Source organism: Kineothrix alysoides (assembly GCF_000732725.1).
GTDB classification, from domain to species: Bacteria; Bacillota; Clostridia; order Lachnospirales; family Lachnospiraceae; genus Kineothrix; species Kineothrix alysoides.
Genome location: NZ_JPNB01000001.1, coordinates 2,032,770 through 2,046,277, shown reverse-complemented (window position 1 = coordinate 2,046,277; position 13,508 = coordinate 2,032,770). Strand labels below are relative to the sequence as shown.

At 47.3% G+C, this 13,508-nt stretch carries 11 protein-coding genes; all 11 read left to right on the top strand.

All coding sequences use genetic code 11. The features are described from left to right. Positions 1-43: 43 nt before the first annotated feature. The 11 genes from purM (at position 44) to CC90_RS0109675 (ending at position 13,453) form a co-directional block, all read left to right on the top strand. Positions 44-1,069, top strand: a complete 1,026-nt coding sequence (gene purM / locus CC90_RS0109725; protein WP_031390579.1) for a phosphoribosylformylglycinamidine cyclo-ligase — start codon at positions 44-46, stop codon at positions 1,067-1,069. Next, positions 1,063-1,692 carry a phosphoribosylglycinamide formyltransferase gene (purN, locus tag CC90_RS0109720; protein WP_031390578.1) on the top strand — a complete coding sequence of 210 codons (630 nt, stop codon included), beginning with the start codon at positions 1,063-1,065 and terminating at the stop codon, positions 1,690-1,692. Before purM ends, purN begins: the two co-directional genes overlap by 7 nt. Continuing rightward, positions 1,689-2,984 (top strand): phosphoribosylamine--glycine ligase, encoded by a 1,296-nt coding sequence (gene purD, locus CC90_RS0109715; RefSeq protein ID WP_031390577.1) that lies wholly within the window; start codon positions 1,689-1,691, stop codon positions 2,982-2,984. Before purN ends, purD begins: the two co-directional genes overlap by 4 nt. Positions 2,985-2,989: 5 nt before the next feature. Next, on the top strand, positions 2,990-3,466 hold the full coding sequence (locus tag CC90_RS23055) for a winged helix-turn-helix transcriptional regulator (protein WP_051869369.1): 477 nt from the start codon (positions 2,990-2,992) through the stop codon (positions 3,464-3,466). 22 nt (positions 3,467-3,488) lie between these two features. After that, entirely contained in the window at positions 3,489-4,883 is a 1,395-nt protein-coding gene (locus tag CC90_RS0109705) for an SH3 domain-containing protein (protein ID WP_031390575.1), read from the top strand. A gap of 217 nt (positions 4,884-5,100) precedes the next feature. After that, positions 5,101-5,478 carry a GntR family transcriptional regulator gene (locus CC90_RS0109700; protein WP_031390574.1) on the top strand — a complete coding sequence of 126 codons (378 nt, stop codon included), beginning with the start codon at positions 5,101-5,103 and terminating at the stop codon, positions 5,476-5,478. Next, entirely contained in the window at positions 5,478-7,931 is a 2,454-nt protein-coding gene (locus CC90_RS0109695; protein ID WP_031390573.1) for an ATP-dependent Clp protease ATP-binding subunit, read from the top strand. Before CC90_RS0109700 ends, CC90_RS0109695 begins: the two co-directional genes overlap by 1 nt. 112 nt (positions 7,932-8,043) lie before the next feature. Beyond that, the gene (locus CC90_RS0109690; RefSeq protein WP_031390572.1) at positions 8,044-8,454 is read left to right on the top strand and encodes a hypothetical protein; all 411 of its coding nucleotides are present in this window, start codon (positions 8,044-8,046) and stop codon (positions 8,452-8,454) included. A gap of 86 nt (positions 8,455-8,540) precedes the next feature. Continuing rightward, the gene (gene radA, locus CC90_RS0109685) at positions 8,541-9,917 is read left to right on the top strand and encodes a DNA repair protein RadA (RefSeq protein ID WP_031390571.1); all 1,377 of its coding nucleotides are present in this window, start codon (positions 8,541-8,543) and stop codon (positions 9,915-9,917) included. A 42-nt stretch (positions 9,918-9,959) separates the two neighbouring features. Next, entirely contained in the window at positions 9,960-11,705 is a 1,746-nt protein-coding gene (locus tag CC90_RS0109680) for an ABC transporter ATP-binding protein (RefSeq protein ID WP_031390570.1), read from the top strand. Further along, entirely contained in the window at positions 11,702-13,453 is a 1,752-nt protein-coding gene (locus tag CC90_RS0109675; RefSeq protein WP_031390569.1) for an ABC transporter ATP-binding protein, read from the top strand. Before CC90_RS0109680 ends, CC90_RS0109675 begins: the two co-directional genes overlap by 4 nt. Positions 13,454-13,508: the final 55 nt, after the last annotated feature.

The window sequence follows — 13,508 nt, the reverse complement described above, 5'->3', positions numbered from 1 at the left end:
AAAATATATATACATTATAAAAAGCGATCAGGGAGGAAATATCATGGATTACAAGAAGGCTGGCGTTGATATTGAGGCGGGCTATCAGTCGGTAGAATTAATGAAAAAGTATGTGAAGGAAACGATGAGACCGGAGGTACTCGGGGGGCTGGGTGGATTTTCAGGAGCTTTTTCCCTTGCAGCAATTAAAAATATGGAGAAGCCTACTCTGGTTTCGGGAACGGACGGAGTGGGGACGAAGTTAAAGCTGGCATTCCTGTTGGATAAGCACGATACGGTAGGTATCGACTGCGTTGCCATGTGCGTAAACGATATCGCCTGCGCGGGCGGTGAACCCTTGTTTTTTCTTGACTATATCGCATGCGGTAAGAACTATCCTGAAAAGATAGCGACTATTGTAAAGGGAGTGGCAGACGGCTGCCTTCAGTCGGGAGCAGCCCTTATCGGCGGCGAGACGGCGGAGATGCCGGGTTTTTATCCCGAGGAAGAATATGATCTCGCAGGCTTTGCAGTGGGAGTTGTGGATGAAAAGGATTTGATTACCGGAGCGGATATCAAACCGGGCGACGTGCTCGTGGGTATCGCTTCTTCCGGCGTACATAGCAATGGTTTTTCTCTCGTAAGAAAAGTGTTCGATATGACGAAGGAAAGCTTGAATATCTATTATGATGAACTGGGCAAGACCTTGGGAGAAGCATTGATCGCTCCTACCAAGATATATGTAAAGACGCTTAAGGCGGTAAAGGAAGCAGGCGTTATGATAAAAGGCTGCAGCCATATTACGGGAGGCGGCTTCTATGAGAACATTCCCAGAATGCTTCCTGACGGGGCGGTAGCCGTAGTGAATAAGGACAGCTACGAAGTGCCTGCAATTTTCAAGCTGCTGCAGGAAAAAGGCGGTCTGGAAGAGAAGATGATGTACAATACTTACAATATGGGACTTGGTATGGTGCTTGCCTTGGATGAGGCTCAGGTCTTGACGGCCATGGAAGCAATCAAGGCGGCAGGAGAGACTCCTTATGTAATAGGCCATGTGGAAGCAGGTGAAAAAGGGGTTACCTTATGCTAAGAGTTGTCGTATGCGTATCCGGGGGCGGAACGAATCTGCAAGCTGTTATTGACGCAGTAAAGGTAGGAACCATTTCAAATACGGAAATCGTAAGGGTCATCAGTAATAATAAAAATGCCTATGCTCTGGAAAGAGCGAGGAAAGAAGATATAGAGGCAGTCTGTGTGTCGCCTAAGGATTATGTGGACAGAGACGCCTTTAACGAAGCACTTTTGCAGGCGGTTGCGGGTGCGGCCGCGGATTTGGTCGTGCTGGCGGGATTTCTCGTCGTACTGCCGGAAGCGATGATTGAAAAATATGCGGGCAAAATTATCAATGTACATCCCTCTCTCATCCCGTCTTTCTGCGGCAAAGGGTATTATGGGCTTAAAGTGCATGAAGGCGTGCTTGAAAGAGGCGTGAAGGTGACGGGAGCTACTGTTCATTTTGTAGATGAGGGGACGGACACCGGACCTATTATTTTGCAGAGAGCAGTGGAAGTGCAGGACACAGACACGGCACAGGTGCTTCAAAAGCGCGTTATGGAGCAGGCAGAATGGCAGATATTGCCGGAAGCTATCGACCTGATAGCCAGAGACAGATTAGAAATAAAAGACGGAAAATGCAGGAGGATACATAAATGAAAGTACTGATTGTCGGAGGCGGCGGCAGAGAGCATGCGATAGCGGTAAGCGTGTCGAAGAGCCCGAAGGTAGAGAAAATATATTGTGCGCCGGGAAATGCCGGTATCGGACAGTTGGCGGAGTGTATCCCCATAGGAGCTATGGAGTTTGAAAAAATCGTAACCTTCGCTAAGGAAAATGCAATCGACTTAACGATCGTAGGTATGGATGATCCTCTTGTAGGGGGGCTTGTGGATGAGCTGGATAAGGCGGGACTTAGAGCCTTTGGACCGAAGAAAAATGCGGCAATTTTGGAAGGAAGCAAGGCTTTCTCCAAAGATTTGATGAAGAAATATAATATTCCTACGGCCGGGTATGAGAATTTTGACGATGCCAAGGCAGCCCTTTCCTATCTGGAAGGATTGGGAGCAGGAGATTTTCCCATCGTGCTTAAGGCCGATGGCTTGGCGCTTGGAAAAGGAGTGCTGATTTGTGGTACCCTGGAAGAAGCCAAGGAGGGTGTACATACTATCATGCTGGATAAGCAGTTTGGCGCGGCGGGAAATAAGCTGGTAATCGAAGAGTTCATGACTGGAAGAGAGGTTTCCGTACTTTCCTTTGTAGACGGGAAGACGGTGAAGACTATGACTTCAGCTCAGGATCATAAGCGCGCCATGGATGGAGATCAGGGACTTAATACGGGCGGAATGGGAACTTTTTCCCCCAGTCCTTTCTATACGAAGGAAGTAGATGAATTTTGCAAGGAATATGTCTATCAGGCGACGGTAGACGCTATGGCGGCGGAAGGAAGAGAATTTAAGGGTATTATCTTTTTTGGACTTATGTTAACTGAAAAAGGACCGAGAGTTTTGGAGTACAATGCCAGATTCGGAGATCCGGAGGCACAGGTCGTACTTCCGAGAATGAAAAATGACATCATAGAGGTTATGGAAGCGTGCATTGACGGGAAGCTTGATGAGATAGACTTACAGTTCGAGGACAATGCGGCAGTATGCGTCGTTCTCGCCTCGGATGGTTATCCGGTAAAATATGAGAAAGGTTTTGTGATTCGCGGTCTGGAGAATTTTGATGGAAAGGAAGGCTATTATTGCTTCCATGCGGGCACGAAGCAGACGGACGAGGGCATCGTGACGGACGGAGGAAGAGTCCTGGGGGTGACGGCTAAGGGAAAGGACTTGAAGGAAGCGCGGGCCAATGCCTATAAGGCTGTGGAATGGGTTCTTTTTGACAATAAATATATGCGCCATGATATTGGAAAAGCGATTGACGAGGTATCGAAAGAAATGGGGTAGTATATATGGAGAAGAAGGATATTACTATTGTTGGAAAGTTGGGTGAAGATTACAACAGGCCGTATGTGTGCAAAGAATGCGGCGGGATTATGATTTTTAAGGGTGTCGGTGAATATGAGTGCGAGGAGTGCCGTTATCTTGCTTATGATGATTACGGGAAGGCGCGCAATTACATAGAGAAAAACCCGGGAGCAACGTCAGGAGAAATATCTGAGAAAACGGGAGTGAGCCAGAAGGCGATACGCCAGATGCTAAGGGAATCCAGACTGGAGATTGCATCGGATTCCAAAACATTTATGAAGTGTGGAATTTGCGGGGCTAATATCCGTCACGGAACACTTTGTGAGAAGTGTGCAGTTTCTTATCATAGGAATGTCGAGGAGCAGGAAAGGGCAAAACGTGCGCTGGCAGGTTACGGAATGGACTTTAAAAAGAGGGACGACGGCGCGATGCACTTTATAAAGGCAGAGCAAAATAAATAACCCATAAGGGGAGGAAACACGGATGAAGAAAACGATAACAGGGAAATTACTGGCCGCAGCGGCGTATGTGCTGCTTTCTATGGCTATTTTGATAGGTACACCTTCGGTGAGCTTGGCCTATACGCAGACCACTGGCATCGTATCTGCGGATGCTGCAAAGGTGCGGAAGGAACCGACTACCACCAGCGATGTAGTAGTAGGCTTATTAAAGGGCAGTACGGTAACCGTTACGGATGAGGTTACAGATAGCGCGGGAACGCTCTGGTATAAGGTGACGGCAGACAACAGTACCGGATATATCCGTTCCGATTTATTGATTAAAGCGACTACCTCTACAGGGACGAATACCACAGCCACGGACAATACGACTACGAACAACACTACTGCAAACAATACGCAGACGGAGAGTAAGCCGGCTGCTACCACGGCCACTCCTATTGCGGAGACTAAGGCCTATGTAAACTACGAAAGTGCCAGAATCAGGGAAGGCGCGTCTACAGAACACGAAACATTAGGCTCTGCAACGAAAAATACGGTGGTTACCATTACCGGAGAAGCGAAAGCAAGTGACGGCAAGAAATGGTACCAGATAAAATACACGACATCGGGAGGAAAAGAAGTTGTAGGCTTTATCCGCGCAGATTTGGTAACGGCAGGAGATCCTCCTGCGGCGACCCCTACTGAGTCCAATCAGCCTGCGGCGACGGAAGAAAGCGCAGAAGGTGAGGGAGCTGACGGCGAAGAAGGCACTGATGCGGCATCCATGGAGGAAAGCGGGGATGCGGCAACGGAAGAAACTCAGGAACCAGTTCCGGAGGAAGAGGAGCTTAAGCCTGATTATGAGATGGTGTATACCCAGAATGATACCGGTGAGAACGAATGGTATCTGTACGATAATATAAATGGAACACGCCAGACGTTGTCGGGACTCATGGCTGCAGCAGAGGCAGGAGCCGTACAGAGCGAAAGCGATTCTGACCAGCTTGCCACGCAGAAAATTATTATTATCGTTTTGGCGGTAGTGGCAGCACTTCTTGCAGTTACAGTTACTTTGCTGTTGTTCAAAATTAAGGATTTATACGATGACGATGATTACGACGGCGATGAGGATGATGACGAAGAAGATGATGAAGAGGATGACGACGAAGAAGACGATGACGAAGATGAAGAGGACGACGAGGATGAAGATGAACCTCCAGTGAGAAGGCGAAGCGGAGCTAAGCAGGCGAAGCAACCCTTAAAGGCGGTAAGGGAAAGAGCAGTCAAGGAGCCGGCATCCAAGGTCAGGAAGATAGACTATGATCCTGAGGAAGAAGTACCTGCACCGTCACCTGTTCCGAAGAAGAAAGCCAAAAACTTTTTAATCGATGATGATGAGTTCGAATTCGAGTTTTTAAACATGGAAGACAAGGATTAATTTAATAATAAGGGGATAGGGTATATGGGCTTGGTGCTCATATGCCCTTTCTTCTTTAATAGGAAAGTGCACCTATTAAAGAAAACGGATGCGCAGCTATGCGCGCGGAACAAAAGAAGGTATCGCCCTCCTATGCTATAAATGAAGCAGCTTCTTGACATAATATTCTGAGTGTTATAATATTTGTATAACAGTCAGGAGGCAGGTGTTTATTATGATGATAATAGAGATAGATTTCAACAGCGACGAGGCCTTATATTTGCAGCTTCGCAATCAGATCATAATCGGGATTGCTACGTCCAAAATAAGAATTGGCGAAGAGCTCCCTTCTGTCAGGCAGCTTGCGGACGATATCGGAATTAACATGCATACGGTAAATAAAGCATATACTGTTCTTAAGCAGGAGGGTTTTGTAAAGGTGGACAGGCGAAGAGGCGCTGTCATTGCAATAGATGTGGATAAGATAGAGGCCATAGAGGAGCTGCGGAGAGATTTGAAAGTTCTGCTCGCAAGGAGCAGCTGTAAGAATATTTCCAGAGAAGAAGTGCATGCTCTTATTGACGAAGTATATGAAAATTATGGAGGACTAGATTGATGCAGTCACAGTTTACGGATAAGGCGAAAGCCGCTCTTGCTCTGGCGGAGAAGACCGCAGTGGGTTTGAAGCAAGGGTATGTGGGAACGGAACATATTTTAGCAGGCCTGTTAAAGGAAAAGACAGGTGTTGCGGCAAAGATTCTGTCGGATAACGGATTGGATGATGCCCAGCTTATGGAGATGATCAGAGATTTGATCGCTCCCGAAGGAGGGCTTCAGATAAAGGATAGAGACGGCTATTCTCCCCGTGCGGCTAAAGTGTTAGAGGAAGCACACAGGCAGGCAGATCGTTTCGGTCTGGAAAGGACAGGAACCGAACATATTCTGCTGGCTCTGATCAAAGAGGGAGACAATGTGGCAGTAAGGCTTTTAAACACGCTTGGAGTCTCTGCCCAGAAGGTTTATGTGGATGCTTTGGTTGCGATGGGTGCGGACGGGGCGCTCTATAAAGAGGACCTCGTGAAAAAACAAAGCGGCAAGAAAAAAGGCGGAACCTCGGTGTTGGAACAATACAGCAGGGACTTGACGGCGCTTGCCGGAAAGGGAGAGTTAGACCCTGTAATCGGACGCGAGGAAGAAATAGGGAGAGTCATCCAGATACTCAGCAGAAGAATGAAGAACAATCCTTGTCTGATTGGCGAGCCGGGGGTAGGTAAGACGGCAGTGGTAGAAGGGCTGGCCCTTCGAATAGTGTCGGGAGAGGTACCCTTTACCGTACAGAATAAGAGGGTGCTTACGCTGGATTTGTCAGGTATGGTAGCGGGCAGTAAGTACCGCGGTGAATTCGAAGAGAGAATTAAGAAAGTAATAAAAGAAGTTATTGACGACGGTAATGTCATTCTTTTTCTGGATGAAATGCACACTATCATCGGTGCAGGCGGTGCGGAAGGTGCAATTGATGCTTCCAATATATTAAAGCCTTCTCTGGCCAGAGGCGAGATTCAGTTAATCGGTGCGACCACAATCGCCGAATATAGAAAATATGTGGAAAAGGATGCAGCCCTAGAGAGAAGATTCCAGCCGATAAGCGTGGAGGAGCCGACAGAAGCAGAGGCCATACGTATTTTGGAGGGCGTGGTAGGAAAATACAAGGAGCATCACCGGGTAATGATTCTCGATGAAGCGGTAGAAGCGGCAGTACAGCTTTCCAGCAGATACATTAACGATAGGAACCTGCCCGATAAAGCCATCGATTTAATCGATGAAGCGGCGGCTGCAGTACGGCTTAAGACGATGCACATACCGGATAAGATGAAAGAGCTGTCGGAGCAGATTGCCAAGATAGACGCACAGATCGAGCGATCGGTGCGAATGGAGGCGTTCAGTCAGGCGGGAGAGCTGAAACGCAATCAGGATATTTTGATTAAGAAATATGAGAAGATGAAGCATAAGTTCGATTTGGAACAGGCGGATAAAAGATACGTGGTAGGAGAAAATGAAATTGCGGAGGTCGTTTCTATGTGGACGAAGATTCCGGTAAAGAAGCTGGCGGAAAAGGAAAGTGAGCGCCTGCTCAAGTTGGAATCCATTCTTCACAAACGGGTAATCGGACAGGAGGAAGCGGTATCTGCGGTGGCGAAAGCGATGCGCAGAGGGCGGGTAGGCCTGCAGGATCCAAATAGACCCATCGGTTCCTTCTTATTCCTGGGCCCTACGGGTGTAGGAAAGACGGAGCTTAGTAAAGCGCTGGCGGAGGCGATGTTCGGTTCCGAGAACTCCCTTATCCGCGTGGATATGTCGGAATATATGGAAGGACATTCCGTATCGAAGATGATAGGTTCTCCTCCGGGATATGTAGGTTTTGACGAAGGGGGGCAATTGAGCGAGAAGGTAAGGCGCAATCCCTATTCGGTAGTGTTATTCGATGAGATTGAAAAGGCGCATCCTGACGTGTTCAATATTCTTCTTCAGGTGCTCGACGACGGACATATTACGGATGCCAAGGGGCGTAAGGTGAGCTTCAAAAATACGATACTCATCATGACCTCCAATGCAGGTGCGCAAAGGATTATCGATCCGAAGAATCTGGGCTTTTCTTCGCAGACGGATGAGAAACAGAATTATGAAAAAATGAAATCCGGTGTAATGGAGGAAGTGAAGCGGCTTTTCAAGCCGGAGTTCATTAACCGTATCGACGAAATAATGGTATTCCATCCGCTGAATAAGGATAATATGAAGCAGATTATCACCTTATTGTCAGTAAATCTAAGAAACAGGTGCAAGGCGCAGATGAATATCAGCCTTACCATCGCTCCGGCCTTGAAGGAGTATATTGTGGAGAAGCATTCCGATTATAAGATGGGAGCGAGACCGTTAAAGCGTGCGATTCAGACTGTGATTGAGGACCAGCTTGCGGAGGAAATCCTTGCGGGAAGAATAAAGGCGGGAGATAGCGTAACTGCCGGGGTAAAGGATGGAAAGGCATCCTTCAGAGTAAAAAAAGAATCCTAAATCAGAATTTTTAGTGGATTAAATACAAAAAATATATTATACTGATAGTAAGAATAGGATACTGAAAAAGTATCATATTGTGCGAAGGAAGGAACTTAGGAGGACGTAAGAAATGGCAGTGGTGGAAGAATTACTTCGTTCGGAAGGCGAAGGAGCAATCAGTTTTGGCAACCACAAACTGGAGAAGAAAGCGAAGTTAGAGGATTTCGAGTGCGGCGGCGATCTGCTGAAGGTCAAGACGTACAAAACCATGACAAAGCTTGAAAAGAACGGAATGTTTGTCTATGAATCGGTACCGGGAACGAGCGTAAACGATTTTAAAGAAACGCAGGATGGCATTAACTTTAACGTAGAAGGGGATGAAGACGCACAGATTACGATAGGTCTTCAGGATGAGACGGAATACGAAGTTTTTATAAATAATGAAAGTATTGGTAAGATGAGTACAAATTTAGGCGGCAAGCTGAATTTAAGTGTAGAACTTGCAGGTGCCGGAGAAGTAAATGTCAGAGTAGCAAAATAGAAGAAACGAAAAGCGGGACGGTCATTTTGTGAAAGTCCCGCTTTTTATGTTATATAAACAATGGAGGCGCAGAGAAAGAGGAAATTATGGCAAAGAGTAAAAACGGGACGGTATTTTTTTGTCAGGAATGCGGTTATGAATCGGCGAAATGGATGGGACAGTGTCCCGGATGCAAAGCTTGGAATACTTTTGTGGAAGAACGGGTAACTATAAGTACGAAGGGAAGCGGGACTGCATCGAAATCTGGAAGCGCCGCAAAGCGGGCGGAGCCGTCCAAGCTGTCGGAGGTATCCTTAGGCGGCGAGGAGAGGATCAATACTCATATAGGGGAACTGGACAGAGTGCTTGGAGGCGGCATTGTGCCGGGGTCTCTCACCCTGGTGGGAGGGGACCCTGGAATCGGTAAGTCAACCCTCCTGCTTCAGGTATGTCAGAAATTGGCAGGAGCCGGCCGCAAGGTACTGTATCTGTCCGGAGAGGAGTCGCTTCGTCAGATTAAGATAAGGGCCAATAGAATCGGGGAATTCAACGATAATCTTCTGCTTTTGTGCGAGACCAATCTGCACGCCATCGAGGAGATCTTAAAGATGATGAAGCCTGATGTGACGGTCATTGATTCCATTCAGACCATGTACAGCGAAGACATATCGGCGGCACCCGGAAGCGTATCGCAGGTAAGAGAGGCAACGAACATTTTCCTTCAATTAGCGAAAGGAATGAATATATCTATATTTCTTGTAGGGCATGTGACCAAGGAAGGGACGGTAGCAGGTCCCAGAGTGTTAGAGCATATGGTAGATACGGTGCTCTATTTCGAAGGGGACAGGCACGCTTCCTACCGGATACTCCGAGGGGTGAAGAACCGGTTCGGATCCACCAATGAAATCGGAGTGTTCGAGATGAGGGAAGAAGGGCTGATAGAAGTTATGAACCCTTCGGAATTCATGTTAAACGGCAGGCCGGAGGACGCCAGCGGTTCGGTGGTGGCATGCTCCATGGAGGGAACCAGACCGATATTGATAGAGATACAAGCGCTGGTATGCGGGAGCAACTTCGGTATTCCCAGACGTCAGGCAATCGGTACGGATTTCAACCGGGTGAATCTGCTGATGGCTGTACTGGAGAAGCGAGTGGGTCTGCAGATGTCAGGTTGCGATGCTTATGTGAATCTGGCAGGAGGAATCAAGATTGTGGAACCGGCTATCGATTTGGGAATTGTGCTGGCTATTGTTTCCAGCTTTAAGAACCGGGCTATTGACAGCAAGATAATTGTTTTCGGCGAGGTGGGGCTCAGCGGAGAGGTGCGGGCCGTGAGTATGGCGAGGCAGCGGGTGCAGGAGGCGAAGAAGTTGGGATTTACCACCTGTATCCTTCCTGCGGTCTGCATGGAGGGGTTAAAAGAAGAGAAGGATATAAAGGTAATAGGTGTAAGGAACGTACGAGACGCGATCGACCTTATATAAGTATATACAAAATTATTTTAAATGTACCGGAGAGCTTAGACGATGAAGAAGTTATTGATTTATCTTAAGGATTATAAAAAGGAAACGGTATTGGCTCCGCTTTTTAAGATGCTTGAAGCATCATTCGAGCTTTTTGTTCCTTTGGTTATGGCGGCGATTATCGATACGGGGATTGCGCAGGGGGATAAGAGATATATTGTCAGGATGTGCCTGATCATGGTGGCTCTGGGCGTTATCGGATTGGTATGCTCCGTTACTGCGCAGTATTATTCCGCCAAGGCAGCGGTGGGCTTTTCTGCCGGGCTGAAACATGAATTGTTTAAGCACATTCAAAAGTTATCCTTTACAGAGATAGACGAAATAGGGACCTCAACCTTGATTACTCGGATGACAAATGATGTGAACCAGGTGCAGTCGGGAGTGAACCTGATTTTGCGCCTCTTTTTACGCTCTCCCTTTATCGTGTTCGGGGTAATGGTAATGGCATTTACCATCGATATCAAGGCGGCAATGATTTTTGTGGTAACTATTCTGCTGCTTAGTGTCGTCGTATTCGGTATCATGTGGATCAGCATGCCCTTGTATAAGAAGGTGCAGGCAGGACTTGATAGCATTCTAGGCATTACAAGGGAGAATCTGACCGGTGTGAGGGTAATACGCGCCTTCAATAAGGAAGCGGCGGAGATAAAGCGCTTTGAAGGGGAGAACGAAGAACTGGCAAGGATGCAGCAGTTTGTGGGAAAGATATCCGCTTTGATGAATCCGGTAACCTATGTTATTATAAACGGCGCGTTGATTGTACTCATATGGACGGGCGCTCTTCGCGTGGATGGGGGTTATATTACGCAGGGAGCGGTAGTCGCACTGGTAAATTATATGTCCCAGATATTGGTGGAACTCATTAAGCTCGCCAATCTGATCATTACTGTAACGAAAGCTTTCGCCAGCGCCAATCGAATCACTGCAGTATTCGAGATGAAGCCTAGCCTTGTATCGCCTGAGAAAGAAAATGTAGCCTCTTGGAGCCATGGGGAGGGAAATGATGACATCGCAGTATCCTTTGAGCATGTCCATTTGACCTATAAAAATGCAGGAGCAGAGGCTCTGACCGATATTGACTTTAAAGTAAAAAAAGGGCAGACCGTAGGAATTATAGGCGGTACCGGTTCAGGAAAATCTTCTCTGATCAATATGATTCCCCGGTTTTATGACGCTACCGGCGGATGTGTAAGGGTAAACGGGGTGGATGTGAGAGACTATCCGTTATACGAACTGCGTTCCAAAATCGGTATCGTCATGCAAAAGGCGGTATTATTTAAAGGAACCATAAGGGAAAATTTACGATGGGGCAGGGAGAATGCTTCGGAGGAGGAAATGCGCCGGGCGTTAGAAATCGCTCAGGCGAAAGGGTTTGTCGAGGAAAAAACAGGAGGATTAGATGCCAGAGTGTCACAAGAGGGAAAGAATTATTCCGGCGGACAGAAGCAGCGCCTTACAATTGCCAGAGCATTGGTGAGAAAGCCGGAAATACTCATATTGGATGACAGTGCCTCCGCACTGGACTTCGCTACCGACGCAAGACTGAGACAGGAAATACGAAATATGGAAGGGAATATGACTGTCTTCATCGTATCTCAGCGAGCAGCTTCCATCCGTCATGCAGATTTTATTATAGTTATGGAGGACGGTGAAGTGGCAGGAATAGGGACTCATGAACAATTAGTAAATAGCTGCAGCGTCTACAAGGAAATTTACGCATCACAGTTTAAAAAGGAGGAGAGGGCATGAGCAGAGACAGCGCAAGTCAAAAGGAAACTCTCTTCAAAGTACTCCGGTATATAAAAAAATATTGGTTCTATCTGGGTATGTCCGTTTTTATGGCGGCAATTAGTGTGGCGCTTACTTTGTATGTGCCGATTCTGATCGGAAATGCGATTGACCTTATCATCGATAAGGGCTCCGTAGACTTTGCCGGTATCCTGGCAATTCTTTATCGAATGGCTGCGGCAATTGTATTTACGGCAATCGCGCAGTGGATCATGAACGTATGCAACAATAAAATGACCTTCGGAATAGTGAAGGACATGAGAGATGAAGCATTTATGAAAATTGAGGTTTTGCCCCTTAAATATATAGATTCCCGCTCTTATGGAGAGGTGGTCAGCAGGATAATTGCCGATGTGGATCAACTGGCAGACGGACTGCTTATGGGATTTACCCAATTGTTTACCGGAGTGATTACTATTTTGGGAACATTGACTATTATGTTAACTATAGATGTAGGAATTACGGCAGTAGTCGTATTGCTTACTCCGGTTTCCTTTCTGGTGGCGAATCTCATTGCAAAGAAGACCTACCGTATGTTCAAACTTCAGTCGGAGACGAGAGGGGAGCAGACAGCCCTAATCGATGAAATGGTGGGCAGCCAGAGGGTAGTACAGGCCTTTGGGCACGAAGAGAAAGCACTTGAGCAGTTCGACGAAATCAACGGAAGATTACAGGAGGCCTCTTTAAAGGCGATCTTCTTCTCCTCCATCGCCAATCCGGCAACGCGCTTTGTGAACAGCCTTGTATATACGGGAGTGGGAATTATGGGAGCAATTTTAGCCATAGCAGGAGGAATCAGCGTAGGGCAGCTTGTATGCCTTCTTACCTATGCGAATCAGTATACGAAGCCTTTCAATGAGATATCTGGAGTGGTTACGGAACTGCAAAATGCGCTGGCCTGTGCAGGAAGGATATTGGAGCTTATAGAGGAGGAGCCTCAGATACCGGAGGCAGACGATGCGGCAGAGCTTTTGGACGTAAAGGGAAATGTCTCTCTCTCCCAGGTATATTTCTCCTATGTGCCGGAACAGAAATTAATTCAGAACTTTAATCTTCATGTGAAGCCGGGGCAGCGGGTGGCGATTGTAGGACCTACCGGATGCGGAAAAACTACGGTTATCAATCTGCTGATGCGTTTTTATGATGTGGATGGCGGAAAGATACTGGTGGAGGGAAAGGATATTCGCGATGTGACGAGGAAGAGCCTTCGTACTTCCTATGGTATGGTGCTCCAGGATACTTGGCTGAAGGCGGGAACGATTCGGGAAAATATAATAATGGGAAAGCCTCAGGCCACAGAGGAGGAAATCATTGCGGCGGCAAAGGAAGCCCATGCCCACAGCTTTATTAAGAGGCTGCCGGGGGGGTATGATACTGTGATTACGGAGGCAGGAGGAAATCTCTCTCAGGGACAGAAGCAGCTTCTATGCATTGCGAGAGTCATGCTCTGTCAGCCGGATATGCTCATTTTGGATGAAGCCACTTCCTCCATTGACACGAGGACGGAGCTTAAGATTCAGAATGCATTTGCAAAGCTGATGGAGGGAAGAACCAGTTTCATCGTGGCACATAGGCTTTCGACGATAAAGGGGGCCGATATCATTCTGGTGATGAAAGACGGCAATATCATAGAACAGGGAAGCCATGAAACGCTGCTGGCAGCAGAAGGGTTTTATGCGAAACTATATAACAGCCAATTCGCGCTGTAGGAAAAGAATAGGATGATATGTGGTTTTATTTATGCGTTATGCCCGGCAGGCTTCG

Excerpts from the sequence above, each read along its gene's own strand:
- radA (WP_031390571.1), top strand. The coding sequence starts at position 8,541 with ATGGCAAAGAGTAAAAACGGGACGGTATTTTTTTGTCAGGAATGCGGT.
- purM (WP_031390579.1), top strand. The coding sequence starts at position 44 with ATGGATTACAAGAAGGCTGGCGTTGATATTGAGGCGGGCTATCAGTCG.
- CC90_RS0109705 (WP_031390575.1), top strand. The coding sequence starts at position 3,489 with ATGAAGAAAACGATAACAGGGAAATTACTGGCCGCAGCGGCGTATGTG.
- CC90_RS0109690 (WP_031390572.1), top strand. The coding sequence starts at position 8,044 with ATGGCAGTGGTGGAAGAATTACTTCGTTCGGAAGGCGAAGGAGCAATC.
- CC90_RS0109680 (WP_031390570.1), top strand. The coding sequence starts at position 9,960 with ATGAAGAAGTTATTGATTTATCTTAAGGATTATAAAAAGGAAACGGTA.
- CC90_RS0109700 (WP_031390574.1), top strand. The coding sequence starts at position 5,101 with ATGATAATAGAGATAGATTTCAACAGCGACGAGGCCTTATATTTGCAG.
- CC90_RS0109695 (WP_031390573.1), top strand. The coding sequence starts at position 5,478 with ATGCAGTCACAGTTTACGGATAAGGCGAAAGCCGCTCTTGCTCTGGCG.
- CC90_RS0109675 (WP_031390569.1), top strand. The coding sequence starts at position 11,702 with ATGAGCAGAGACAGCGCAAGTCAAAAGGAAACTCTCTTCAAAGTACTC.
- purD (WP_031390577.1), top strand. The coding sequence starts at position 1,689 with ATGAAAGTACTGATTGTCGGAGGCGGCGGCAGAGAGCATGCGATAGCG.
- purN (WP_031390578.1), top strand. The coding sequence starts at position 1,063 with ATGCTAAGAGTTGTCGTATGCGTATCCGGGGGCGGAACGAATCTGCAA.
- CC90_RS23055 (WP_051869369.1), top strand. The coding sequence starts at position 2,990 with ATGGAGAAGAAGGATATTACTATTGTTGGAAAGTTGGGTGAAGATTAC.